The 22,286-nt window shown below is 66.0% G+C and carries 28 protein-coding genes and 2 pseudogenes; 15 read left to right on the plus strand and 15 right to left on the minus strand.

Going from position 1 to position 22,286, the window contains the following annotated elements:
• Positions 1-4 precede the first annotated feature (4 nt).
• Positions 5-424 carry a hypothetical protein gene (locus tag H9L13_RS01175; protein WP_187538303.1) on the plus strand — a complete coding sequence of 140 codons (420 nt, stop codon included), beginning with the start codon at positions 5-7 and terminating at the stop codon, positions 422-424.
• Here the strand turns inward: H9L13_RS01175 and H9L13_RS01180 are convergent.
• Positions 421-873 carry a YaiI/YqxD family protein gene (locus H9L13_RS01180; protein WP_187538305.1) on the minus strand — a complete coding sequence of 151 codons (453 nt, stop codon included), beginning with the start codon at positions 871-873 and terminating at the stop codon, positions 421-423. The two genes, H9L13_RS01175 and H9L13_RS01180, sit on opposite strands and share 4 nt — an antisense overlap.
• Positions 874-966: 93 nt before the next feature.
• Here H9L13_RS01180 and H9L13_RS01185 point away from each other — a divergent pair, with 93 nt between their 5' ends.
• Complete coding sequence (locus tag H9L13_RS01185; RefSeq protein WP_187538307.1) at positions 967-1,251, plus strand: hypothetical protein; 285 nt, start codon at positions 967-969, stop codon at positions 1,249-1,251.
• A 194-nt stretch (positions 1,252-1,445) separates the two neighbouring features.
• Here the strand turns inward: H9L13_RS01185 and H9L13_RS01190 are convergent, their stop codons facing one another.
• Positions 1,446-2,012, minus strand: coding sequence for a hypothetical protein (locus H9L13_RS01190; RefSeq protein ID WP_187538309.1), 567 nt, complete (start codon positions 2,010-2,012; stop codon positions 1,446-1,448).
• Positions 2,013-2,168: 156 nt separating this feature from the next.
• Here H9L13_RS01190 and H9L13_RS01195 point away from each other — a divergent pair, with 156 nt between their 5' ends.
• A complete protein-coding gene (locus H9L13_RS01195) occupies positions 2,169-3,233 on the plus strand; it encodes a retroviral-like aspartic protease family protein (RefSeq protein ID WP_187538311.1) in 1,065 nt (354 codons plus the stop codon).
• On the opposite strand, the gene H9L13_RS01200 is transcribed toward H9L13_RS01195, so the two are convergent.
• Positions 3,230-3,562 (minus strand): Mpo1-like protein, encoded by a 333-nt coding sequence (locus H9L13_RS01200; protein WP_187538313.1) that lies wholly within the window; start codon positions 3,560-3,562, stop codon positions 3,230-3,232. The two genes, H9L13_RS01195 and H9L13_RS01200, sit on opposite strands and share 4 nt — an antisense overlap.
• A 179-nt stretch (positions 3,563-3,741) precedes the next feature.
• Between H9L13_RS01200 and H9L13_RS01205 the strand changes: the two genes are divergently transcribed.
• Entirely contained in the window at positions 3,742-4,152 is a 411-nt protein-coding gene (locus H9L13_RS01205; RefSeq protein WP_187538314.1) for a hypothetical protein, read from the plus strand.
• Positions 4,153-4,194: 42 nt separating this feature from the next.
• On the opposite strand, the gene H9L13_RS01210 is transcribed toward H9L13_RS01205, so the two are convergent.
• A complete protein-coding gene (locus tag H9L13_RS01210) occupies positions 4,195-4,719 on the minus strand; it encodes a peroxiredoxin (protein ID WP_187538316.1) in 525 nt (174 codons plus the stop codon).
• Between the two features lie 89 nt (positions 4,720-4,808).
• Between H9L13_RS01210 and H9L13_RS01215 the strand changes: the two genes are divergently transcribed.
• Positions 4,809-5,312, plus strand: coding sequence for a hypothetical protein (locus H9L13_RS01215; protein ID WP_187538318.1), 504 nt, complete (start codon positions 4,809-4,811; stop codon positions 5,310-5,312).
• Positions 5,313-5,354: 42 nt separating this feature from the next.
• A complete protein-coding gene (locus H9L13_RS01220; RefSeq protein WP_235091043.1) occupies positions 5,355-5,672 on the plus strand; it encodes a TFIIB-type zinc ribbon-containing protein in 318 nt (105 codons plus the stop codon).
• A 59-nt stretch (positions 5,673-5,731) separates the two neighbouring features.
• Here the strand turns inward: H9L13_RS01220 and H9L13_RS01225 are convergent, their stop codons facing one another.
• From H9L13_RS01225 to H9L13_RS01245, 5 genes are all read right to left on the minus strand, one after another.
• Positions 5,732-5,917: a PspC domain-containing protein gene (locus tag H9L13_RS01225; protein ID WP_187538320.1), complete on the minus strand. Its 186-nt coding sequence runs from the start codon at positions 5,915-5,917 to the stop codon at positions 5,732-5,734.
• Between the two features lie 26 nt (positions 5,918-5,943).
• The gene (locus H9L13_RS01230; protein WP_187538322.1) at positions 5,944-6,210 is read right to left on the minus strand and encodes a hypothetical protein; all 267 of its coding nucleotides are present in this window, start codon (positions 6,208-6,210) and stop codon (positions 5,944-5,946) included.
• A gap of 77 nt (positions 6,211-6,287) precedes the next feature.
• Positions 6,288-7,121: an SDR family oxidoreductase gene (locus tag H9L13_RS01235; protein ID WP_187540030.1), complete on the minus strand. Its 834-nt coding sequence runs from the start codon at positions 7,119-7,121 to the stop codon at positions 6,288-6,290.
• Positions 7,122-7,146: 25 nt separating this feature from the next.
• Complete coding sequence (locus H9L13_RS01240; RefSeq protein WP_187538324.1) at positions 7,147-7,287, minus strand: hypothetical protein; 141 nt, start codon at positions 7,285-7,287, stop codon at positions 7,147-7,149.
• Positions 7,288-7,327: 40 nt separating this feature from the next.
• Entirely contained in the window at positions 7,328-7,579 is a 252-nt protein-coding gene (locus H9L13_RS01245; RefSeq protein WP_187538325.1) for a hypothetical protein, read from the minus strand.
• A 109-nt stretch (positions 7,580-7,688) separates the two neighbouring features.
• Between H9L13_RS01245 and H9L13_RS01250 the strand changes: the two genes are divergently transcribed.
• The 3 genes and pseudogenes from H9L13_RS01250 (at position 7,689) to H9L13_RS01260 (ending at position 11,711) form a co-directional block, all read left to right on the plus strand.
• Positions 7,689-9,500 (plus strand): ABCB family ABC transporter ATP-binding protein/permease, encoded by a 1,812-nt coding sequence (locus H9L13_RS01250; RefSeq protein WP_187538327.1) that lies wholly within the window; start codon positions 7,689-7,691, stop codon positions 9,498-9,500.
• Between the two features lie 36 nt (positions 9,501-9,536).
• Positions 9,537-11,320, plus strand: a pseudogene (recQ, locus tag H9L13_RS01255) (DNA helicase RecQ).
• Complete coding sequence (locus tag H9L13_RS01260; RefSeq protein ID WP_187538329.1) at positions 11,304-11,711, plus strand: protein tyrosine phosphatase family protein; 408 nt, start codon at positions 11,304-11,306, stop codon at positions 11,709-11,711. Before recQ ends, H9L13_RS01260 begins: the two are co-directional and overlap by 17 nt.
• 1 nt (position 11,712) lies before the next feature.
• On the opposite strand, the gene H9L13_RS01265 is transcribed toward H9L13_RS01260, so the two are convergent.
• The 5 genes from H9L13_RS01265 to H9L13_RS01285 all read right to left on the minus strand — a co-directional run bounded on the left by H9L13_RS01265 (position 11,713) and on the right by H9L13_RS01285 (position 15,073).
• Positions 11,713-12,258 carry a DUF924 family protein gene (locus tag H9L13_RS01265; protein ID WP_187538331.1) on the minus strand — a complete coding sequence of 182 codons (546 nt, stop codon included), beginning with the start codon at positions 12,256-12,258 and terminating at the stop codon, positions 11,713-11,715.
• On the minus strand, positions 12,258-13,676 hold the full coding sequence (tldD, locus tag H9L13_RS01270; RefSeq protein ID WP_187538333.1) for a metalloprotease TldD: 1,419 nt from the start codon (positions 13,674-13,676) through the stop codon (positions 12,258-12,260). Before tldD ends, H9L13_RS01265 begins: the two co-directional genes overlap by 1 nt.
• The gene (locus H9L13_RS01275; RefSeq protein WP_187538335.1) at positions 13,673-13,879 is read right to left on the minus strand and encodes a zinc-finger domain-containing protein; all 207 of its coding nucleotides are present in this window, start codon (positions 13,877-13,879) and stop codon (positions 13,673-13,675) included. The genes tldD and H9L13_RS01275 overlap by 4 nt, the downstream gene beginning before the upstream one ends.
• A gap of 37 nt (positions 13,880-13,916) precedes the next feature.
• Positions 13,917-14,441: a DUF4402 domain-containing protein gene (locus H9L13_RS01280; protein ID WP_187538337.1), complete on the minus strand. Its 525-nt coding sequence runs from the start codon at positions 14,439-14,441 to the stop codon at positions 13,917-13,919.
• Positions 14,442-14,557: 116 nt separating this feature from the next.
• Positions 14,558-15,073, minus strand: coding sequence for a DUF4402 domain-containing protein (locus H9L13_RS01285; protein WP_223176463.1), 516 nt, complete (start codon positions 15,071-15,073; stop codon positions 14,558-14,560).
• Positions 15,074-15,188: 115 nt separating this feature from the next.
• Here H9L13_RS01285 and H9L13_RS01290 point away from each other — a divergent pair, with 115 nt between their 5' ends.
• From H9L13_RS01290 to H9L13_RS01305, 5 genes and pseudogenes are all read left to right on the plus strand, one after another.
• Positions 15,189-16,115 carry an ABC transporter ATP-binding protein gene (locus H9L13_RS01290; protein WP_187538340.1) on the plus strand — a complete coding sequence of 309 codons (927 nt, stop codon included), beginning with the start codon at positions 15,189-15,191 and terminating at the stop codon, positions 16,113-16,115.
• Positions 16,112-16,833 (plus strand): annotated as a pseudogene (locus H9L13_RS12985) (FAD-dependent oxidoreductase); the annotation flags it as partial. The gene H9L13_RS01290 and the pseudogene H9L13_RS12985, both read left to right, overlap by 4 nt.
• A 98-nt stretch (positions 16,834-16,931) precedes the next feature.
• Entirely contained in the window at positions 16,932-17,702 is a 771-nt protein-coding gene (locus H9L13_RS12990; protein WP_425326488.1) for an FAD-binding protein, read from the plus strand.
• Positions 17,703-17,797: 95 nt separating this feature from the next.
• Entirely contained in the window at positions 17,798-18,064 is a 267-nt protein-coding gene (locus H9L13_RS01300) for a hypothetical protein (protein ID WP_187538342.1), read from the plus strand.
• A gap of 127 nt (positions 18,065-18,191) precedes the next feature.
• Positions 18,192-18,887 carry a Crp/Fnr family transcriptional regulator gene (locus tag H9L13_RS01305; protein WP_187538344.1) on the plus strand — a complete coding sequence of 232 codons (696 nt, stop codon included), beginning with the start codon at positions 18,192-18,194 and terminating at the stop codon, positions 18,885-18,887.
• 3 nt (positions 18,888-18,890) lie between these two features.
• On the opposite strand, the gene H9L13_RS01310 is transcribed toward H9L13_RS01305, so the two are convergent.
• On the minus strand, positions 18,891-19,316 hold the full coding sequence (locus tag H9L13_RS01310) for a hypothetical protein (RefSeq protein WP_187538346.1): 426 nt from the start codon (positions 19,314-19,316) through the stop codon (positions 18,891-18,893).
• Between the two features lie 123 nt (positions 19,317-19,439).
• Here H9L13_RS01310 and polA point away from each other — a divergent pair, with 123 nt between their 5' ends.
• Positions 19,440-22,274, plus strand: coding sequence for a DNA polymerase I (polA, locus tag H9L13_RS01315; protein ID WP_187538348.1), 2,835 nt, complete (start codon positions 19,440-19,442; stop codon positions 22,272-22,274).
• Positions 22,275-22,286: the final 12 nt, after the last annotated feature.

The raw sequence follows: 22,286 nt of genomic DNA on the forward strand, positions 1-22,286 counted from the left end.
ACGCATGACCCGCATTGTCTTCCGCGACCTTCCCGCCGTTTCGGCGGTCGAGCGCCAACTCGACCTGCTCGCCCGTGATCGGCTGCTCGACGATGAACTGGAGGAGCTGCCGCTCCTCATCGACGATGCCTCGGTCCAGCTGTTCGGGATCACCCGCCAGGACACGTATTATTGGGCGCTGCCCGATGCGCTGCGCGCGCGGCACGACCGCCATGGCTGGGAAGCGCAATTCGACTTGCTTGGCCAGCATAGCCGCGACCCCAATGCGCGCTGGCGGGCGTTCGATCTCGACCTTTGCTGTCCCGAAGGGCGCGGGCTGCATTGCTTCGATGTGTTCGGGCGCCAATTGCTGTGCGCGCTCCACGGTCTTCATCCGCAGGCGCGGCTGGTGTTCGCGGATCGCGCGGTCGCCCGCGCGGCCTAGCGCGCCAGTCGCACCAAAGCGTCGTCGAGCGCCTGCAGGAAGCGCGATCGGTCGGCCTTGGCGAAGGGCGCCGGCCCGCCGGTGATGCCCGCCCCGCTGCGCAAATCGGCCATGATCGCCCGCGTCGCGATCGCGCCGCCGATGCTCGCCGCGGTGAACGGCTTGCCGTTGGGGCCGATGACCGTCGCCCCGGCCTTGAGGCAGCGGTCGGCGAGCAGGATGTCGCCGGTGATGACCACCGTCGTCGCCCCCGCCGCGGCGGCGATCCAGTCGTCGGCGGCGTCGAACGCATCGCTGACGACGACGCGCTCGATGAGCTCATGCTGGGGAACGCGGAAGTGACTGTTGCTGACGACCTTGACCGGCACCCCGCGGCGCCACGCGACCTTGTAGATTTCGTCCTTGACCGGACAGGCATCGGCGTCGACGAGGATGGCAAGCTGGGTCACGCAGGCTCCGCTAGCATGAAATCGCCCGTTTCGGGCCCGCCGCCCCGCGGCGCGCGTTCCCCCAGCACGCTTCGCTCACTTCAAAGGAATGCCATGACCCGCCAACAGACCGCCGACTGGTCCCGAATCATGACCGACGCTTCGCTGCTGTGGGCCGATGCCGCGACGGTGATGATGCTGCGCTCGTGGCGGGTGATGGCCGGCGGCCCCGCCGCCCAGCGCGAAATGGAACGTGCGGTCAGCGAGAAGATCGAGGCCGGGTTCGAGCTTGCCGGCGCCTTCGCCGGTGGCCGCGTCCGCACCCCCGAAGCCGCGGCGCGCAAGGCGATCAGCGTCTACGGCCAGCGCGTCCGCGGCAATCGCCGGCGCCTCGGCTAGCGGTCAGTCCTTCGACAGCCCGCCGCCCTTGCTCGACGGGTTGGCCGCGATCGTCTTGGGCTTTTCCTTTTTCGGTTTGCGGGCTTCCTTGTTCGACCGCATTTGTCCTTTGGCCATGTCGTCCTCCTGCCGCGGGGATGGTGCGCGGCGCTGCGCCCATCATAGCCACGCCGCGGCGCGCCGCTCAAGCGATGCTAGCCAAGCCGCGCGAACAGCAGCGCGATATAGACGGTGAAGATGATCGCCGACGTCGCCGCGAACAGCTTCTGCAGCCCTTCGCGCGGACTGGCCATCGCAATCATCGACATGACGATGAAGACGATGTGGAAGGCCAGGTTGGCGGGTTCGGGCAGGCGCCCCTCGAGCACCCATTCGCGCACCATGCTCCAGCCGATCGCTGCCGCCGCGACGCCGAAGAAGGACAATCGCTCCCGGAAATAATGATCGCGCAGGTCGATCGGCTCATCGGCGGGAATGTCGGGCAGCACCAGCGCGGCCATCATGTACATCAGCGCGGTCTGGATGAGGATGGCGGCAAAGGCGGCGAACGACCAGTCGCCGCGACCGGCCAGGCTGAAGCTGGCCCACCAATGCTGCGCAACCATGGCCAGGATGATCGCGCTCCACACCAGGCTCGGCCAGTAGAGCCGGACCTTGCGCCGGTTGAGCGCGAGGGCGCGATACCCCTGCAGCACCTGGGCGATGGCCAGGCCCAGGATCACGCTCAGCAGCACCGACAGATAGGAAAAAGCGTCCAGCAAGCATCTCCCCGAGTCCCGAGCAAGCGAAGCTATCAGCCTTTCGGCCGCCGACCCACGCCCGATTGTCGATCCTGTCCAGCGGCCCATGGAAAGGTGCTGGCGCCGTACCGTCACGGCGCCTACCGTTTCGATTGTCTCCGAAGTGAGGAGAATGACATGCGTTTGATCCGCCGTTCGCGCGCTCTTGGCTTGAGCCTGACGCTCATTGCCATGACGGCTGCCGGCGCGTCGACGCCCGCGCCGCAGATCGCCAAGCCTCGGCCGGACATGTCCGAACCCAAGATGGCGCCGCTGGCGCCGGCGGTGATCGATAATTCGCTGCTCATCGGCGGCGACGATGTCGGTGCGCGCGCCGCCGAGACGCGTATGACCGTCGCGGTCATGGTCAACGGCCGCGGGCCGTACAATTTCGTGGTCGACAGCGGGGCGGACACCTCGGTCGTCGGACTCAACATCGCCCGCGACCTGCAACTGCCACTTGGCCGGCCGGCGATCCTCAACGACATGACCGCCCGAAATGTCGTCGATCGGGTCAAGGTTGCCCAGCTGACACTTGGCCCCAGCACCATCAGCGACCTCGAAGTGCCGGCACTGCGCGAAGCGGACCTCGGCGGGCACGGGATGATCGGGATCGACGCGCTGGTCCGCCAGCGGCTGATGATGGATTTCGAAGAGCGGGTCATCAAGGTCGAGGATGCGCGCAAGCCCGCGCGGCGCCTGCCGGGCGAGATCATCGTCATCGGCCGGCTGAACAAAGGTCAGCTGATCCTGACGGAAGTCGATGCCGGCGGCCTTCCCCTGCAGGCGGTGGTCGACACCGGATCTGAAATCACCATCGGCAACACGGCGCTTCGCGACAAGCTCGTGCGTCGCAGCAAGAAGGACTGGGTGGTCGGCGCCACCGGCGTCACGGGCAAGACGATCGACTTGCAGCTGGCCCGAATCCGCCACCTCAAGATCGGCTCTGTGGTCCTGCGCGACGTACCGATCGCCTTCGCCGACTTACCGCCATTCAAGGTGTTCGGCCTGAACAAGGAACCGGCGCTGCTGCTCGGCACCGACATTCTCGAGACATTCCGGCGCGTCTCGCTCGACTTCCGCGCGCGCAAGGCCCGCTTCCAGCTGCGCAAATGCGGGTCGCAAATCGTGTCCATCAGCAATTCGCCGACCTCGGCAGCGACCCGGCTGACATCGGCCAGCCTGGACGTCTGCCAGCGTTAAGTGAGAATGCCCGCTTTGCGCAGCTCGGGGTCGAGCCGGCGCGTCAGCCACAGCCACCACATCTTGAAGTCGGCGGCGAGCGACCATAGCGGGTACGTAAAGGTCGCGGGACGGTTCTTCTCGACGTGGAAGTGCGCGGCCCAGGCGAAGCCGTAGCCGGCAAGCGGGATCAGCAGCAGCCACCAATAGCGGCCGGTGGCGAGCGCGAAGACGAGGACGCCGACGACCAGGCTGGTCCCGGCATAATGCAGCGCGCGCGTACGCGGCTTCGAATGTTCGCGCAGGTAAAAAGGCCAGAATTCAGCAAAGCTGTGGAGGTCGCGCGCCATGGCAAAGCGATGCCACAAGCGGGCTGCACAGCGCAAATTCGCGCGTCGCCTGCACGGGCGCTGACAGGTTCGTTTCGCTGGCGTTCAGAGGGGATGAAGCGAGCCGTTTGGGCCGTCCAGCCGGGCAACATGTCCCGCTTAGTGCCGTTAGGAGACGACCCCTGTAAGGAGTTTGATTCATGACACGAGCCCTGATCCTCGCCGCTGCCGGCGCCGCCGCAACGCTGGTCGCAATCGCGCCCGCGAATGCCCAGAACTGGCGCTGGGACGAACGCGGTTGGCGCACGCTTGGCTATACCACTGTCGACGGCCGCGACCGCGACACCATCTATCTGCCCGGCCGCACCCGCCAGAGCGCGGTTCGCTTGTGCGCGATGAACCAGCCGCTTCGCTTGCGCGATTTCGACATCCGCTTTGAAAATGGCGGTCGCCAGGATGTGAATACGCGCGCCATTCTGCGCCCCGGCACCTGCACGCGCGCCGTCGACCTGCGCGGCAACCGCCGGGACATTGCGTCGGTGCGCCTGCGCTACGAGCCGATCAGGCGCGCCGCGTGGCGCCCGGTCGTCCGCGTCCAAGTCCGCGGCTAGTCGATTGCTGGGGCGGCGGGAAACCGCCGCCCCCTTTTTCATCTACCGCTTGAGCGCGCGCACCGCGGCGAGCGATTTCTGGACATGTTCGGCATAATTGAGGTCGGAATGCACGAAGGTCACCCGGCCACGGCGGTCGATGACATAGGTTGTCCGATCGGTCATCCCGGGACGCTTCTTGAATTCGACGTCGAACGCCTTGACCGTCGCCGGCGTCGCAGTCGCGACCGGAAAGGCGCTGCGGCAGGCTTCGACCGAGAATTTGCGCAATGTCGGCAAGTCGTCGGTCGACATGCCAATGACCTGCGCCCCCGCCTTGCGGAAATCGGCCATCGCTTCACTGAACGCCCGCGCCTCGAGCGTGCAGCCCTCGGTAAAGGCCTTGGGGAAGAAGTAGAGGACCACCGGACCCTTGCGCAGCTGCTGCTGCAGGTTGAGCCGGAACGGCTTGCCCCCGACTGCGCCGGTCGTGACCACGTTGGGCGCCGCTGCGCCCACGGGCAGCGCGGCCCATGCCGCCGACGACAGCAACATCGACAGGGGCAGCAAAATCAGAAGCTTGCGCATCGAACCGTCTCCTTTGGCGCACAGCCTAGGCCAGCCGGGCAGCGTCGGCAAAGACTTGTTGGAGCGCACGGCGGCGGTAGATTGGTGCGATGCGCGCCATCGCCATCGCTTTCCTGTTGCTGGGCGCCTGCCGGGATGCGGTAGCGCCCACTGCCGCGCCCGATCGCACGGCGCAGGAGTCCGCACCCGATGCACCAGCCGCGGCCACGCCCATAGCGAAGGCGCCCGCCGCCGCACCTGCGAAACCCACCCATCCCTGCCTGGTCCAGGACGGCCGTCCCGTCGCCGCGCCCGCCCTGCGCGCAATCGGCACCGAACCCTTCTGGGGGGCAACGACCCACGGCCGCTGCGTGACCTATTCGACGCCCGATGACCAGGCCGGCACGCGGGTTTGGGCCAAGGTGCGGCAGGCGGACGGTGGCCGCACGGTTTGGACCGGCGCGCTACGCGGGACGCCGTTCGAGTTGTCGATCGCCGAACGCACGGATTGTTCGGACGGCATGTCGGACAACCGCTATCCGCTCGAGGCACGGCTGCTGGTCGACGGGGAAGAACGGCGCGGCTGCGCGCGGCCGGCGCCCACTGGACGCTAGGCCATCGGCACCCCAGCTAAGGCGGACAATCTTGGAGGATCTATGCCCAATCACGAAGGACCGATGGCGTGCCCGGTCGACGGCACCGCGCTGCAGATGAGTGAGCGATCGGGGATCGAGATCGATTATTGCCCGACTTGCCGCGGCGTGTGGCTCGACCGCGGGGAGCTCGACAAGATCATCGAGCGCAATGCCCAATCGCAGGCGCCGCAAGCCGCAACCCCGGCGGCCCCGCCGCCGCCTCCGCAACAGCAGCAGCATCCGTGGGGGCAACCGCCGCCGCAAGGCCATTACGGCCATGGCTACGGCCACAAGCCCTACAAGCGCCGCAAGTCGTTCCTGGAGGAACTGTTCGACTAGAATTTATGAAAGGTCAGCGTGCGGGCCGGGCGCTGCCCGGCGCACGCGGGGCCGGCGCCCTATTGGCGGGGCGCCAGCCACCCGACGAGCAGATAGAGCAGGATCATCACCGGACCGGTGATGAGCGTCGCGGCGACGAAGCCGAGACGGATCAGCAGCGGATCGATCCCGCTATAGTCTGAGAGGCCGGCGGCGACGCCCATGACCTTGGCGTCGCGCCGGTTGATCAGGAAACGGTCGTTCATTGTGCAGTTTCCTTGAATTTGTGTCGTTACGCGATCGGCAGCGAGGTCGCGGCCGAGACGAACAGAAGCGCCGTGACGAAAGCACCGGCAAAAGCGGTGATGGCCTGGCGAGAAGCAATGGCGAACATTTCTAAAACCCCTTGATCATGTCTTGGTGACCCGACCATCGGGCCACGCAGCAAACAATGCAGGGGGCGTGCCAAATTAAAAATGTCGTTATTTTTCAGTGGCGCGGTTTGTTCGTCGATCAGAACTGGCGGTTTGTAGTACCGCAAGTTGGGATTTTTCGCCACGAGGATCCCTGAATGTTCGGGATCCCTGTCCGATTGTGGACATGCGCTACATTTGTAGTCCGTATCCGGACAGTCGCTCAGCTTGAGGTGAAGTCGCCGCCGTTCGGGTGCAAAATCTGCCCGATCATGTAGCTGCTGTCCTCGCACGCCAGAAACAGGAAGGCGGGCGCGACCTCGTTGGGCTGGCCTGGACGACCCATCGGCGTATCCTTGCCGAAGTCGGGCACGTCCTCGGGCTTCTGCCCGCCGAACGGATTGAGCGGCGTCCAGATCGGCCCCGGCGCGACACCGTTGACGCGAATGCCTTTTTCAATCGCATTCTTCGCATAGGAGCGGGTGAAAGCCGTCATCGCGCCCTTGGTCGCGCTATAGTCGAGCAGTTCGGGCGAGCCTTTGTACATCGTTACCGAAGTGCAGTTGATCACTGCGCCGCCGTTTTCGAGATGCGGTTCGGCGGCCTGCGTCATGTAGAACATGCCGAAGACGTTAGTCTGGAAGGTGCGCTTGAGCTGGTCGTCGGTAATGTCGCGAATGCCCTCGTCGGAATGCTGTTCGCCCGCATTGTTGACGAGGATGTCGAGCCGGCCGAGCTCACCGACCGTCTGCTTGACCGCGCGTGCGCAAAAATCCTTGTCGCCGATATCGCCGGCGATGACGATCGCCTTGCGGCCCTCCTCTTCGACGATCGCCTTGGTCTTGGCGGCATCGTCATGCTCGCACAGATAGAGGATGGCGATGTCGGCGCCTTCGCGCGCGAACAGGGCGGCGACGGCGCGGCCGATACCGCTGTCGGCACCGGTGATCAGCGCGACCTTACCCTTCAGCCGATCAGATCCAGCGTAGCGCGGTTGCCAATCGGGCTTGGGCTCGAGCTCGCTTTCATGTCCGGGCAGCTGGTCTTCGTGAATCATCGGTTCGATCACGTCGGACACCGGCTCACTCCTTTGCGGCGACGCCGAGGCCTTCGCGGTCGAACTCCTCGACCGTGGCCTGGTTCTCATTCTCATCGTGCGGCCGGGCGCCCTTGCGGCCATGCGGCAGCTTGGGCGTGCTTCGGATTTTCGCTTTGTCGGTCATGGGACCTGCAACGGGCTTTGGCGCGCGCAGGTTCCGCGATTTAGCTGCGGCGCGCGCCGACCGGAACGCGGATCGATTCGCGGGCGGCGGCAGCCGTGGGGGCGCCACCGGCGCGGCACTGCGCGAGCAACGTGGGAAAATCGAAATCGGTGTTGGCTTCGAGCGCCGCATTGGTCGCTGCCGAACATTGGGCGCGCGATTCATATTGCGTGGGGAGTGTCGCGACCGGCGTGCAAGCCGAGCCGCCGTCGGCGCAGCCCATGATCGCAATGACGAAATACCCCGGTCCCATGATCAAATCCCCTGTGGTTGATTGCATAACCGCGAATTAATGCAGTTGTTCCAATCATTTCTGGGGGAACCATTTGCCGCCGGGCGCGTGCGTTCTTACCTAAGCGCCGATGCGCGATGGGGACGTTCAAAAGACCGGCGGCGGGTTCGCCGCGCTGTGGCGCTTCCTGCCCATGCTGTGGCCGCGCGGCGAGGCCGAGCTCAAGGCGCGCGTCGTCGCCGCGGTCGTGCTGGTCCTGGCCGGCAAGGCCATCGTCCTCCTTATGCCCTTCGCCTACAAAGCGGTGATCGACCGCATGTCGGAGGCGACAGTGGCGTTCGGCGTCGTCGCCGGCCTCGTCGTGGCTTATGCCGCGGCGCGGTTCGGCGGCGTCCTGTCGGACAATTTGCGCAACGCCTTGTTCGAAAAGGTCGGGCAGAGCGCCGCGCGGCGGCTGGCGGCGCGGGTGTTTCGCCACGTCCACGACCTTTCGCTGCGCTTCCACCTCGAGCGGCGCACGGGGAGCCTGACCAAGATCGTCGAGCGCGGGACGAAGAGCATCGACATGATGCTCTACTTCCTGCTGTTCAACATCGCCCCGACGATCATCGAGCTTGTCGCCATCTGCGTCATTTTCTGGATCAAGTTCGGCCCCGGACTGGTCGCCGCCACCCTGGTGATGGTTGTCATCTACATCGGCTTCACCCGCTTCGTGACCGACTGGCGATCGCGCCTGCAGCGGGAGATGAACGAGGTCGACAACCGCGCCATCGGCCGCGCCGTCGACAGCCTGCTCAATTACGAAACGGTCAAATATTTCGGCGCCGAGGAGCGCGAGGCGCGGCGCTATGACGAGGCCATCGCGGCCTTCACTCGCGCCGCGGTGCGCAACGAAACCTCGCTCGCCTGGCTCAATGTCGGCCAGGCGCTGATCACCAATGCGATGATGGCCGGCGCAATGATCTTCACCGTCTGGGGCTGGAGCCAAGGCCGCTTCACGCCGGGCGACGTGGTGCTGGTCAACGCCCTGCTGATGCAGCTTTTCCGCCCGCTCGACATGCTCGGCTGGGTCTATCGCTCGATCCGCCAGGGGCTCATCGACATGGAGGCGATGTTCGACCTGCTCGACACCCCGGCCGAGGTCGTCGACCGCCCCGGCGCCCCGCCGCTGGTGGTGAGCCGCGGCGCGGTTCGCTTCGACGACGTCCGCTTCGGCTATGAGGACGGGCGCGAAATCCTCAAGGGCGTCGACCTCGATATTCCGGCGGGGACGAGCTGCGCGATCGTCGGCCCGTCGGGCGCGGGCAAGTCGACCATCGCGCGGCTGCTCTACCGCTTCTACGATCCGACCGCCGGCCGGATCACGATCGATGGCCAGGACATCGCCGAGGTGCAGCAGGCGTCGCTGCGCGCGGCGATCGGAATCGTCCCACAGGACACCGTGCTGTTCAACGACACCATCGGCTACAACATCGCCTACGGCCGCGCCGACGCGACTCAGGAGGATGTCGAGGAAGCCGCGCGCGGCGCCGCGATCGACCGCTTCATCGCCATTCTGCCCGATGGCTATGACGCGATGGTCGGCGAGCGGGGGCTCAAGCTGTCGGGCGGGGAGAAGCAACGCGTCGCCATCGCGCGCACGCTGATCAAGAACCCGCCATTACTGATCCTCGACGAAGCCACGTCGGCGCTCGACAGCCGCACCGAGCAGGCGATTCAGGAAACGCTGGCGCGCATCTCGCAAAGCCGCACCTCGATCATCATCGCCCACCGCCTGTCGACCGTGGTCGACGCCGACCGCATCGTCGTTCTCGACGAAGGAAGGGTCGCGGAGCAAGGCACGCATGAGGAGTTGCTGGCGCGGGGCGGGCTTTACGCGGAGCTATGGCAGCGTCAGGCGGCTGAGCGGCTCGCCGAAGCAGTTGCCGAAGCTGCGGAGTGATTGCGCTCGCGCGTTTCGCCACGCAATGACGGCACGGTGAGCGACCCCCACGACATCCTGAAGCGCGTCTTCGGCTTCGACCATTTCCGCGGCGTGCAGGCGCAGGTGATCGACCGCGTCATGGCGGGCGAGCACACGCTGGCGGTGATGCCGACGGGGGCGGGCAAGTCGTTGTGCTACCAGCTGCCGGCATTGGCGCGGCCGGGGACGGCGCTGGTGGTTTCGCCGCTGATCGCACTGATGCATGACCAGATCCGCTCCGCTGACGGGTTCGGGGTGCGCGCGGCGTCGCTGACCTCGGCCGATGCCAATCAGCGCGATACCATCGAGCGCTTCCGCAGCGGCGATCTCGACCTGCTCTATGTCGCACCCGAACGGGCGACGACCGAGGGATTCCGCCAACTGATCGACCACGAAAAGCTGGCGCTGATCGCGATCGACGAGGCGCATTGCGTGAGCGAATGGGGCCACGACTTCCGCCCCGATTACCGCCTGCTTCGGCCCTTGCTCGACGATCATCGCGAAGTGCCGCGGCTGGCGCTGACCGCGACCGCCGACCGCCGCACGCGCGCCGACATCCTGACGCAGCTCGGGATTCCCGAGGATGGCTTGGTGGTCGCCGGGTTCGACCGCGCCAACATCCGCTACCACGTCCGTCCGCGCGACGGCATCGGCGGGCAGCTGAAGACTCTGCTCGCGAGCCAGCCGGGGCCGGGCATCGTCTATGCGCCGAGCCGCGCGGGACGGAGAAGATCGCCGAGCAATTGCGCGGCGCGGGCCGACCGGCGCGGGCCTATCATGCCGGGCTCGACGCCCCGGTGCGCCAGCGCAACCAGGCAGCCTTTGTCGCATCCGAAGAGATGGTGATGGCGGCGACGGTTGCCTTCGGCATGGGAATCGACAAGCCCGACGTCCGCTTCGTCGCCCACGCCGGAATCCCCAAGTCGATCGAGGCGTACTACCAAGAAACGGGCCGCGCCGGGCGCGACGGCGACCATGCCGAAGCCTGGCTGTTCTGGGGCGCCGAGGACTTTGCGCGGGCGCGGATGCGGATCGAGACCGAGGTCGAGCCGGAGCGCCGCGCTGGTGAGCGCGAGCGGCTGAACGCCCTGGCGGGGTTCGTCGAAGCGGTCACATGCCGCCGCGCGATCCTGCTGCGCCATTTCGGTGAGGATCCGCCGTCGGCATGCGGCAATTGCGACAATTGCATCGACCCGCCGCAGACGATCGACGCCACCGAGGTCGCGCGCAAATTGCTGTCCGCCGCCTTCCGCACCGAAATGCGCTTTGGGGTCGGTCATCTAGCCGCGGTCCTCGGCGGAGATGACAATGAAAAGGTGCGCGGGTTTGGCCATCACCGGCTGTCGGTGTTCGGCATTGCCAGCGCCGAGGAATTGGCGCTGCTCAAGCCGGTGTCGCGCGCGCTGATCGCCCGCGATGCGCTTCGCGCCGACGCTTATGGCGGCTTGAGCTTCGGACCCGCGGCAAAGCCGATCCTGAAGGGCGAAGAGACGGTGAGTATCGCCGTTCCGGCCCCGCCCCGGAAGCGACGTCGCGACCGAGCGGCCGACGGGCCAGCCGATCCCGCCTTCGAGCAGCTGCGCGCCGCCCGGCGCACGCTGGCCACCGCGGCGGGAGTGCCGCCCTATGTCGTCTTTCACGATTCGACATTGCGCGACATCGCCGCCGCGCGCCCGCAATCGCTGGCCGAACTCGGGCGTATTCAAGGCGTGGGCGAAACCAAGCTCAAGCGTTATGGTGCGGCGATGCTCGATGCCCTGCGCGAGTATGAGGAGGCGGACAATGGCGCACCAGCTTGACGAGAAGACCCTGGTCAGCGGCCAGATCCAACCCGAGGACGTGGCCGCGTTCAAGGCGGCCGGCGTGACGATGATCGTCAACAACCGGCCCGATGGCGAAGACCCGGGCCAGCCGCTCGCCGCCGATATCGAGGCCGCGGCAAAGGCGGCGGGGATCGCTTATCGCTACGTGCCCATCCGCCGCGGTCCAGGACCGTCCGACGTCGACGAGATGCAGGATGCGATGCGCGCCAATGGCGACGGCAAGCTTCTCGCCTTCTGCCGGTCGGGGACGCGGTCGACCTTCGCCTGGGCGCTGGCGCGGCGCGAGGAAGGCGCCGACCGCGAGGAGATCGAGCGCAGCGCGGCAGAGGCGGGCATCCACCTCGGCCCGATCGCACACCTGCTTTAGCTCACCAGGGGACGACCTCTCCTGCCGCGACCTCGTCGGGGCGCGGCGCGCGGCCGAGCATCGCGTTGCGGTGCGGGAAGCGGCCGAAGCGCGCAATGACGTCATGGTGCTCCCTGGCAAAGCCGAGCTGGAAATCGTCGCCAAGCGCGGTGAACAGCTGCACTGAGCGCTTCTGGTCGGCCAGGTTCTCGCTGTGCTGGAAAGGCATGTAGAGAAAGCCGCGCTCGACCTGCGTTTGCAGCTGCTCATCGAATCCCCGGTCGACGGCTTCCCGCGCGACCTGCAGCGCGAGATGGTCCGTGGCGAACTGGTCGGCGTGGCCGCGGAACATGTGGCGCGGGAACTGGTCGAACAGCAGCACGGCTGCGAGCGCGGTCAGTGGATCGTCGAGGAAGCTTGACGCCGGAAATTCGCGTTTCTGCGACCACAGATCGAGGAATCGTTCGCGAATGCGGTGGTCGAGGTCGGGCCCGCCTTTCCACCAGTCGTCGAAGCTCAGCCCGAACCAGAATTTGAGGACGTCCGACCGCCAGTCGCTGCCCGTCACTAGGCGGCCGTCCCGCCCACCGTAAGGCCGTCGATCAGCAACGTCGGCTGGCCAACGCCTGCGGGCACCGACTGCCCGCCCTTTCCGCAAATGCCGATGCCCTCGTCGAGCGAGAGGTCATTGCCGATCCCTTTCACCCGCGTCAGCACCGTCGGGCCGTCGCCGATCAGCGTCGCGCCCTTGATCGGCTCGGCGATCTTGCCGCCGCGAATGCGATAGGCTTCGGTGCAGGAGAAGACGAACTTGCCGTTGGTGATGTCGACCTGCCCGCCGCCGAAGCTCTTGGCGTAGATGCCGTCCCTGACCCGCTCCACCAGCTCGCCCGGATCGTCGTTTCCGCCCAGCATGAAGGTGTTGGTCATGCGCGGCATGGGCGAATGAGCGAAGCTTTCGCGCCGGCCGTTGCCAGTCGGCGTCATGCCCATCAGCCGGGCATTGAGCCGATCCTGCAGATAGCCCTTGAGGATCCCATCCTCGATCAGGGTCGTGCGGCCGGTCGGCGTGCCTTCATCGTCGATGGTCAGCGAGCCGCGCCGCTGAAGCATCGCGCCATCGTCGATCACCGTCACGCCGGGCGCGGCGACGCGCTCGCCCAGCCGCCCCGAGAAAGCCGAGGTGCCCTTGCGGTTGAAATCGCCTTCGAGCCCGTGGCCGACCGCTTCGTGAAGCAGCACGCCGGGCCAGCCCGGGCCGAGCACGACGGGCATCTCCCCCGCCGGAGCGGCGACCGAATCGAGGTTGGTCAGCGCCTGGGCAAGTGCGATATCGATCGCGCGGTTCCACTCGCTTTCGGCAAAGAGCGGCTGATAAAGGTAGCGGCCGCCGACGCCGTGATAGCCGGTCTCGCGGCGGCCGTTCTGCTCGGCCACGATCTGTACGCCAAGGCGAACCAGCGGACGGACGTCGTGGGCGACGAAGCCGTCACCGCGGACGATATCGATCACGCTCCAGGTCGCGGCGAGGGCGACGCTGACTTGCGCCACGCGCGGGTCGCGGGCGCGGGCGGCGGCATCGACCGCCTCGCACAGCGCGACCTTTTCGGCGAAGGGCACCAGGCTCAACGGATCGTCGGCGCCATACATCGCCTGATTGGTGCGCGGCGGCGGCGGCGCGGGCTGGTGGCGCGGATCGAGCAGCTTGAGCGTCGCCGCGGCGCGCTCTATCGCCGCCTCGCTGATCTCATTGGCGTGGGAAAAGGCCGTGGTTTCCCCGCTGACGCCGCGCAGGCCGAAGCCCGACGACGTATTGTAGTCGGCGGTCTTCAGCCGGCCATCGTCGAAGCCGAAGGATTCGCTTGCGCTATATTGCAGGTAAAGCTCACCATCGTCATGCGCCGACAAATGCTTGGCGGCGAGGCGTCGCGCGGCATCCGGGTCGAGACTGCGGTGCAGAAACCGGCGCGGGTCGGCGCCGCTCATGCCGCCTGGCTATCGGCCGGGCCCCCGGCGAGCACGAAGCGGCGGTCGCAATAGCCGCATTCGACGAAGCCCAAGGCAGGATCGACCCGCAGGTAGACGCGCGGATGGCCGAGCGCGGGCGACACTTCGCCCGAGCCGTCGCAGGCGATCGACGCGGTCGGAATGCGGATGACTTCGGGCGGGGGCGGACCTTGCTGTGGCATGCCCGTCACTTAAGCGGCGGGCAGCGCCGTCACAAGGTCACAGATAGTTGGCGGTGACGTCGAACGTCGCTTCGTAGCGCCCTTCGGGCTGGTTGGGGTTAAGCATGATGGTGCCGCCCATGTGGAAGAAGAAGGCGCGGGTAACCGGATCGATGGTGCGCAGCGGCAAGCCGTCGAGCGTCAGGCCCAGGACGGCGATGCGGTCGGCATTGTTGGTCGTGCTGATCAATTCCAGCGGCGTGGTGTGCGTGATCACGACCTGCTGACCGGGCGTGCCCGCACCGGCGAACTGGGCGCGGTTGCCGACATCGCTCGGGACGCCGGTAACGCCGCCGAAAACGGTGCGGGCGCCGGTTGCGGCGTTGATCGACACGATCCCAAGCGACGTCGTCGACGGCGACACTGTTCCAAAGCTGAGGTCGTCGATCTTGACCAGCGTCAGCGGCACCAGGATGAGCGCGCGGTTGGTCGCCTGCTGCGCGGGCGTCGCGGCCAGCGCGGGAACCGCAGGAAAAGCGACGGCCGCAAGGGCGGCGGCGATGCACGATTTACGGATGTCCACTGGCCACTCCAAAACGCAAAAGTCAGGAGTCCGGCTTTTACGGAGCCCGCGTCACCACGCGTTTGAGAGACAGGGTTCGTGAAAGATTTACCCTAACGGTCAAGCATTTCACCGCGTTAGGGATATTGCACCGTCACGTCGAAGGTGCCCACATAAATCCCCTCGGGCTGGTTGGCGCCGACGTTGAGGGTCGCGCCGACCCGGAATTCGAACGCCACGAGCCGGGCGACGTTGCGCTTGTCGAGCCCTTCGACCGTAAACTTGGTCGCCGTCATCGTCTCGGTGCCGCCCGACCGGGTCAGCGTGACGGGCTGCCTGGGAACCTTGATGTTGACGACATTGCTGCTCCCCGCCGCGCCGATGAAGGCTGCTGCATGCGGATCGCCGCCGATCAGGATTGCCCCGCCCGTCGCACTGGCCGTGTCCGTGTTGGGGTCAATCACCACTGTTCCCGCGGTCGCGCCCGCGGCGATGTAGCCGAAGTCGAGATCATAGCGCTTGATGATCGAGATTGGATGAAGAAGCGCAGTCGTCGCGGTAGCGTTGACCGCCGGCGTCGCAGCCCTCGCCGGCTGCATACAGAGGCAGGCGAGCACGATGGCCAGAAAAAAGCGGGACGCGAAGTTCGACATGTCGAGGGCGCACTAGTCTGGTTAACGTCAAGATCACTCTAGCGGTTAAGGTAAACGCGGCGTTTACCCGGGCTCGCTTGTCGCGGCGGCAGGCCTTTCCTATGCCGGAGGGACGATGGACCAGCCGGCAATCCGCATTGAATCGCTCGAGAAGACCTATGCCGGGGGCAAGCAGGCGCTGCGCGATGTGAGCCTCGACATTCCGCGCGGGCAGATTTTCGGGCTGCTCGGGCCCAACGGTGCGGGCAAATCGACCCTGATCAACATCCTCGCCGGCCTTGTCGTGAAAACTTCAGGCAAGGCAATGATCTGGGGCTTCGACATCGACGAACATCCGCGAAGCGCCAAAAGATCGATCGGCGTGGTGCCGCAGGAAATCATCTTCGACCCGTTCTTCACCCCGCGCGAGACGCTGGAGATACAGGCCGGTCTGTACGGCATCGCGCGGGCGCAGCGGCAGTCCGACGCGCTGCTCGCCGCGATGCACCTCACCGACAAGGCGCATGCTTATGCGCGCACGCTGTCAGGAGGAATGAAGCGCCGCCTGCTGGTGGCCAAGGCGATGGTCCACTCACCCCCCATCCTCGTGCTCGACGAGCCGACCGCGGGCGTCGATGTCGAACTGCGGCGGCAATTATGGGATTATGTCCGCCAGCTTCACGCGACCGGCGTGACGATTGTCCTTACCACCCACTATCTCGAAGAGGCGGAGGAACTGTGCGACCGCATCGGGATTATCAATCACGGCCGGATCGTCGCCAATGAGCCGACGCGCGAACTGATCGCCAAGACCCAGGAAAAGTCGGTTGTGGTCACGTTCGACCGCGACATTGGCGAAGTGCCGACCAATGCCTGTTTCGAAAATATCGAGCTGGTTGACGAGCGGACGTTGCAGATCATGTTCCGCAAGGACCGGGTGAACGCGGGCGAAGTGCTGGCTGCGCTGACCGCCGCGGGCCTCGGCATCGTCGACGTCTCCACCCGCGACCCCGATCTTGAAGACGTCTTCCTCAGTCTCGTGTCGGCCGACACGGCGACATGACCAAGACGTTCGACGTCCTCATCGTCGGATCGGGCGCCGCCGGGCTGACCGCGGCGCTCAATCTCGCCCAGAATTATAAGGTGGCCGTGATCGCGAAGGGCGCGCTTGCCGATAGCGCCACGGGACGCGCGCAGGGCGGGATCGCCGCTGTGCTCGAGGAAGGCGACAGCTTCGAGGCGCATGTCGAAGATACGATGATCGCCGGTGCAGGCCTCAACGACCGCGATGTGGTCGAGCATGTTGTGAGTCAGGCCCCCGCGCGATTTCCCGGCTGGTCGAGCTTGGCGTGCCCTTCGCGACCGAAGGCAACGCACTGCACCTCACTCGGGAGGGCGGACACAGCCATCGCCGCATCGTCCATGTCGCCGACGCGACCGGCTATGCCATCCAGCAGGCGCTGGAGAGCGCCGCGGCCAAGCAGCCGAACATCACCCTGGTCCCCGACATGGTCGCGATCGACCTCGCGACCGGGCGCCACGCGGCCGACTTCACCACCAGCGGCGCGGTCCACGGCCTCTACGCCTACAATCGCAAGACGAAGCGCGTGGAGGCGCTCACGGCGCGGGCCACAATCCTTGCCACCGGAGGCGCAGGACGGACCTATCTCTATTCCACGGCGCCGCGCGGTGCGACCGGGGACGGCATTGCCATGGCGTGGCGCGCCGGCTGCCGCGTGTCGAACATGGAATTCATGCAATTCCACCCGACCTGCCTATACCACCTTCAGGTCAAGAACTTCCTGATTACAGAGGCCGTGCGGGGCGAGGGCGGACATCTTAAGCTGCCCCCGGCGTCGCCGGTGGCGGTTCCCGCTTCATGGTCAAGTTCGACAAGCGCGCGGAGCTTGCCCCGCGGGACATCGTCGCCCGCGCCATCGACCATGAGATCAAGCGCCTCGGACTCGACTATGTTCACCTCGACATTTCGCATCGCGACGAGGATTTCGTCCGCGCCCATTTCCCCAACATCTACGACAAGCTGCTCGGCCTTGGCATCGACATCACGCGCGAGCCCATCCCGGTCGTGCCGGCGCAACATTACACCTGCGGCGGAATCGTCGTGGACCGCGACGGGCGGACCGATGCGCCGGGGCTCTACGCGGCCGGCGAAGCGACCGAATCCGGGCTTCACGGCGCCAATCGCCTTGCGTCCAACAGCCTGCTGGAATGCGTCGTCTTCGGCCAGGCCGCAGCCGAGCATATCGCTGCCAATTTCGAAACGCTGCCGCAGGTGCCGAAGATTCGCCCATGGGACGAAAGCCGGGTCACCGACAGCGACGAAGAGGTCGTGATCGCCCAGACGTGGGGCGAGATCCGCCGCTTCATGTGGAATTACGTGGGCATCGTCCGCACCACCAAACGGCTCGAGCGGGCGAAGCGGCGAATTGACATGCTGCGCCAGGAAGTCGCTGATTATTACAGCAATTTCCGCGTCACGCCGGACCTGATCGAACTTCGCAACCTGGTCGAGGTCGCGGACCTCATTGTCCGCTCGGCGCTTTCGCGAAAGGAAAGCCGCGGGCTACATTACACCCTCGATTACCCGGACATGCGTGCAGAAGCGCGTGACACCGTCCTCATTCCATGATTGTCTGTTGCAGCCACGGAACAAACATCAGCCGTAGCAATTTAGCCTTCTTCGAGAGCTCCCGGGCTTTCTTCAACGACAGGGGATTTTAAGAGATGAAACTCACCACCGTTTTCGCCGTCGCCGCCGGTCTTGGCGCGCTCGCCGCTTGCAACAACACGCCGCAAGAGCAGGCCGCCGACAATATCGAGGTGAACGCCGAGACCACCGCCGACGCGCTTGAGGAGCAGGCCGACAACGCCGGCACCGAAGCGACCGAAGATTCGCTCGAGAATCAGGCCGACGCGACGCGCGAAGCCGGCGAAGAAGCTGCTGACGCGACCCGCACCGGTGCCGACGCCGACGGCAACAGCGCCAACTAAGTCTCAGTCGACCAAGCCATCAGCACGCAGATGGCCTGGCGAAGGGCGCTCGCGAAAGCGAGCGCCCTTTTCCTTGCCCGCGGCCACGGGCTGGTAAGGAACACGCCGCCGCCATAAAATCGGCAAGGTGAGTGCCAACCCTCTCAGCTGCGCGACATGCCCGGTGCGCAGCCGCGCCGCCTGCTCGGCGCTGCGCGAGGAGGAGCGCGGCGAGCTGGCGCGAATCGGGCATCACCAGCGCCTTCGGCGTGGGCAGACCCTGTTCGCCGCGCACGACGAGCCAGCGCATTGTGCGACGCTGATCAGCGGTGCGCTCAAGATCAGCAGTTTCGGGGAAGATGGGACCGAACGGATCCTGAGCCTCGTTCACCCGGCAGGTTTCATCGGCGAGATGTTTGCGCCGGTCGCGGATCACCAGATCGTTGCGCTCACCGACAGCAAGCTGTGCGTATTTTCCAAGCGAGACTATGAGCGAGCCGTTGAGCGATTTCCCGCGCTCGGCCGGGCTTTGCTCCGTCGCTCCGCCGAGGATCTGTTCGAAAGCCGAGCGCTAATCGACCTGTTGGGCCGCCGATCGTCGCTGCAGAAAGTCTCAGGGATGTTGCTTGCGATGGCGCGAGCGGCCAGCGATTCCCCCTGTCATCCGGCCGCGACCTTCGACCTCCCGGTCACGCGCGGGGAGATGGCGGGAATGCTCGGCCTGACGATCGAGACGGTCAGCCGTCAACTGTCAAAGCTGGAGCGCGACGGACTGATCCACCGCAGCGGAACGCGCGGCATCGAGATCGTCGATGCCGCGCGGCTGGGGAGGCTGGGCGGCTAGGCCTCAGAGGACCGCCGCAATGACCACTACGGCGATCGACCAGCACAGGATCAGCACCGGAAGCGTCAGCATGAGCACACTCGCTTCGGCCGCGGAGCTGTGCCCGGTGGCGGTGTCGACGCCTTTGCGGGCGAATTCGCTCCAGCGCATCGCCCCGCCCTTGTCCTTCGACGTGCGGACAAAGATCACCGGGACTGCGAAGAAGGCGGCCAGGAAGATGAAATTGATGCCCATCGGCACCGCCAGCATCGGCGCCGCAAAGCCAATCGTCATCACCGCCAGGAAGCCGAACAGGCAGAGCGCCAGGGCGGCGTAGAGCCGGGTCGGAAGCTCGAAGCTGTGCTCCTCGCACGCGCGCTGCGGGAGTGCGGGGGCGGGGACAATCCGGGCGGAAGCGGCCAGTTGCTTGTGATCGATCGTGCGGGTCATGAATCGAGCTCCTTTGTTGGAGCCCGAGCTAAACCGGGACGCGCGCAACCGCTTTGACCGATGTCAAAGCGCGCAACGGCGGCAGCTTTCCTCGGCGCGCGACCCTGCTAAAGCCGCGCATTCATGCCGGAAGCCACGACGCCAACCGCCACGCCCCACCTCTACCTCGTCGATGGGTCGAGCTACATCTTTCGCGCCTATCACCGGCTGCCGCCGCTGACCAACCGCCACGGCGTGCCCGCGGGCGCGGTCTATGGCTATACGACGATGCTGTGGAAGCTGGCCGGCGACCTCAGCCGCGCGGATGGCCCGACGCACATGGCAGTGATCCTCGACGCGTCGGAATCGACACATCGCAATGTGATGTACGATCAATATAAGGCGCACCGCCCGCCGCCGCCCGAGGATCTGGTCCCGCAATTCCCGTTGATCCGCACCGCGACCCGCGCCTTTTCGATCCCCTGCATCGAGGAAGATGGGCTGGAGGCCGACGACATCATCGCCTGCTACGCGCTCGCGGCCAAGGCGAAGGGGTGGAAGGTCACGATCGTCAGTTCCGACAAGGACCTGATGCAACTGATCGACGAGGATGCCGGGATCGACATGCTCGATACGATGAACGACCGCCGCATCGGGCGCGAGCAGGTGATGGAGAAGTTCGGAGTCCCGCCCGAAAAGGTCGGCGACGTGCTCGCGTTGATGGGCGACAGCGTCGACAATGTGCCGGGCGTACCAGGCATCGGCCCCAAGACCGCGTCGCAGCTGATCCAGCAATTTGGCGACCTGGAAACCGTTCTCGCCTCGACCGACCAGATCACCAAGCCCAAGCTCAAGCAGTCGCTGATCGACCATGCCGATGCCGCGCGGTTGAGCCGCGAGCTAGTGCGGCTGGTGTGCGATTCGCCCCTGCCCGAGCCCCTCGAAGATCTGGCGCTCAAGGGCATTCCGCCCGAGCCATTGCGCGACTTCCTGACCGACCAGGGTTTCAAGACCCTGCTCGCGCGTCTGGAATCCGGCGGCAGCGTGCCCACGCCGCGAAGCAGCAGCGGCGGCGGCTTCAATGACGTCATGGCGTCCCTCGATCGCAAGCCCACTGTCGAGCCTGCCGCGCCGGACAGGCAGGAGGTGGACCGATCGAAATATGAGACGGTGATCGACGAGGCCGCGCTCGACCGCTGGATCGCCAATGCGCGCGCGACGGGATATCTCGCGCTCGATACCGAGACCGACTGCATCGACTGCCAGGTCGCCAAGCTGGCCGGGATCAGCCTGGCGGTCGCGCCCAACCGCGCCTGCTACATCCCGACCGGCCACAGCGGGGCCGACCTTTATTCCGACGCGCCGAGCCAGCTTCCGCAGGATGTCGTGCTGGCCAAGCTCAAGCCGCTGCTGGAGGACCCGGCAATCCTCAAGATCGGGCATAATTTCAAATATGATTGGGTGATGTTCAGCCGGCTGGGGATCGAGGTTGCGCCGGTCGACGACACGATGGTGATCAGCTTCGACCTCGATGCCGGCCGCTCGTTCGGCCACGGGCTCGAGGAGCTCGCCAAGCTCCACTTCGAGCATGAATGCATCCCCTTCAAGCAATTGTGCGGCAGCGGCGCCAAGCAGATCACCTTCGACAAGGTGCCGCTGCCGCAAGCGACCGAATATGCCGCCGAGGACGCCGACATTTGCCTGCGCCTGTGGCTGCGAATGAAGCCGCGGCTGGCGCAGGAGAATGTCGCGCGGGTCTATGAGCGGGTCGACAAGCCGCTGGTCGCGGTGATCGGGCGAATGGAGCGGCGCGGCATCCGCGTCGATCGCGAATATCTGGCGCGGCTGTCGGCCGAATTCTCGAAGGACATCGCGGCGCTCGAAGAGAAGATCTACGAAGCGGCGTGCGGGCCGTTCACCATCGGATCGCCGCAGCAGCTTGGCGACGTGCTGTACGGGCGGCTCGGCCTGAAGGGCGGGCGCAAGGGCAAGAGCGGCCATTATTCGACCGACGTCAATGAGCTTGAGCGGCTCGCGGCCGAGGGCGTCGAATGCGCCACTTTGGTGCTCGACTGGCGCCAGCTGACCAAGCTGCGCTCGACCTACACCGACGCGCTGCAGGCGGTGATCAACCCAGAGACGGGGCGCGTTCACACCAGCTTCTCGCTGACCGGCGCGCAGACCGGGCGGCTCTCGTCCAACGACCCCAATCTGCAGAACATCCCGATTCGCACCGAGGCGGGGCGCAAGATCCGCGACGCCTTCGTCGCCGATCCGGGACACAAATTGCTGTCCGCCGACTATAGCCAGATCGAGCTTCGGCTGGCAGCGCACATGGCCGACGTGCCGCAGCTCAAGGACGCCTTCCGCAACGGCGACGACATCCACAGCCTGACCGCCGAGGAGTTGTTCGGCGCATCCGACCGCGAAAGCCGCAACAAGGCCAAGACGGTCAATTTCGCCATCCTCTACGGCATTTCCTCATGGGGACTGGCGGGCCGGCTGGGAGTGCCCAAGGACGAGGGCAAGGCGATCATCGACCGTTATTTCGAGCGCTTCCCGGGCATCCGCGACTACATCCACGGGACGTTGAGCTTCGTCCGTCAGCATGGTTACACGCGCACCTTGTTCGGGCGGAAAACGCATTTCGAGCCCAACATTCGGTCGCCCAACCCGTCGATCCGCGGCGGCGCCGAGCGCGCCGCGATCAACGCGCCGATCCAGGGCACCAGCGCCGATCTGATCAAGCGCGCGATGGCGCGGATGGACGGCGCGCTGGCCGACGCGGGGCTAAGTGACGTCAAGATGCTGCTGCAGGTCCACGACGAATTGGTGTTCGAAGTGCCCGACGGCCGCGAAGAAGCGGCGGCCGAGGTCATCAAGGGGGTGATGGCGGAGGCTGCCGGGCCGGCGATGCAGCTCGACGTCCCGCTCGACGTCGAAGTGGGGTGGGGGGCGAATTGGGGCGCCGCCCACTAAGCGGTCGCACCG

The organism is Sphingomonas lutea, assembly GCF_014396785.1.
Classification (GTDB): Bacteria; Pseudomonadota; Alphaproteobacteria; order Sphingomonadales; family Sphingomonadaceae; genus Sphingomicrobium; species Sphingomicrobium luteum.

What these genes read in the sequence shown, in the direction of transcription:
- H9L13_RS01175 (WP_187538303.1), top strand. Translation starts at nt 5, where the DNA reads ATGACCCGCATTGTCTTCCGCGACCTTCCCGCCGTTTCGGCGGTCGAG.
- H9L13_RS01185 (WP_187538307.1), top strand. Translation starts at nt 967, where the DNA reads ATGACCCGCCAACAGACCGCCGACTGGTCCCGAATCATGACCGACGCT.
- H9L13_RS01195 (WP_187538311.1), top strand. Translation starts at nt 2,169, where the DNA reads ATGCGTTTGATCCGCCGTTCGCGCGCTCTTGGCTTGAGCCTGACGCTC.
- H9L13_RS01200 (WP_187538313.1), bottom strand. Translation starts at nt 3,562, where the DNA reads ATGGCGCGCGACCTCCACAGCTTTGCTGAATTCTGGCCTTTTTACCTG.
- H9L13_RS01205 (WP_187538314.1), top strand. Translation starts at nt 3,742, where the DNA reads ATGACACGAGCCCTGATCCTCGCCGCTGCCGGCGCCGCCGCAACGCTG.
- H9L13_RS01210 (WP_187538316.1), bottom strand. Translation starts at nt 4,719, where the DNA reads ATGCGCAAGCTTCTGATTTTGCTGCCCCTGTCGATGTTGCTGTCGTCG.
- H9L13_RS01215 (WP_187538318.1), top strand. Translation starts at nt 4,809, where the DNA reads ATGCGCGCCATCGCCATCGCTTTCCTGTTGCTGGGCGCCTGCCGGGAT.
- H9L13_RS01220 (WP_235091043.1), top strand. Translation starts at nt 5,355, where the DNA reads ATGCCCAATCACGAAGGACCGATGGCGTGCCCGGTCGACGGCACCGCG.
- H9L13_RS01225 (WP_187538320.1), bottom strand. Translation starts at nt 5,917, where the DNA reads ATGAACGACCGTTTCCTGATCAACCGGCGCGACGCCAAGGTCATGGGC.
- H9L13_RS01235 (WP_187540030.1), bottom strand. Translation starts at nt 7,121, where the DNA reads ATGATTCACGAAGACCAGCTGCCCGGACATGAAAGCGAGCTCGAGCCC.
- H9L13_RS01240 (WP_187538324.1), bottom strand. Translation starts at nt 7,287, where the DNA reads ATGACCGACAAAGCGAAAATCCGAAGCACGCCCAAGCTGCCGCATGGC.
- H9L13_RS01245 (WP_187538325.1), bottom strand. Translation starts at nt 7,579, where the DNA reads ATGGGACCGGGGTATTTCGTCATTGCGATCATGGGCTGCGCCGACGGC.
- H9L13_RS01250 (WP_187538327.1), top strand. Translation starts at nt 7,689, where the DNA reads ATGCGCGATGGGGACGTTCAAAAGACCGGCGGCGGGTTCGCCGCGCTG.
- H9L13_RS01260 (WP_187538329.1), top strand. Translation starts at nt 11,304, where the DNA reads ATGGCGCACCAGCTTGACGAGAAGACCCTGGTCAGCGGCCAGATCCAA.
- tldD (WP_187538333.1), bottom strand. Translation starts at nt 13,676, where the DNA reads ATGAGCGGCGCCGACCCGCGCCGGTTTCTGCACCGCAGTCTCGACCCG.
- H9L13_RS01275 (WP_187538335.1), bottom strand. Translation starts at nt 13,879, where the DNA reads ATGCCACAGCAAGGTCCGCCCCCGCCCGAAGTCATCCGCATTCCGACC.
- H9L13_RS01285 (WP_223176463.1), bottom strand. Translation starts at nt 15,073, where the DNA reads ATGTCGAACTTCGCGTCCCGCTTTTTTCTGGCCATCGTGCTCGCCTGC.
- H9L13_RS01290 (WP_187538340.1), top strand. Translation starts at nt 15,189, where the DNA reads ATGGACCAGCCGGCAATCCGCATTGAATCGCTCGAGAAGACCTATGCC.
- H9L13_RS12990 (WP_425326488.1), top strand. Translation starts at nt 16,932, where the DNA reads ATGGTCAAGTTCGACAAGCGCGCGGAGCTTGCCCCGCGGGACATCGTC.
- H9L13_RS01300 (WP_187538342.1), top strand. Translation starts at nt 17,798, where the DNA reads ATGAAACTCACCACCGTTTTCGCCGTCGCCGCCGGTCTTGGCGCGCTC.
- H9L13_RS01310 (WP_187538346.1), bottom strand. Translation starts at nt 19,316, where the DNA reads ATGACCCGCACGATCGATCACAAGCAACTGGCCGCTTCCGCCCGGATT.
- polA (WP_187538348.1), top strand. Translation starts at nt 19,440, where the DNA reads ATGCCGGAAGCCACGACGCCAACCGCCACGCCCCACCTCTACCTCGTC.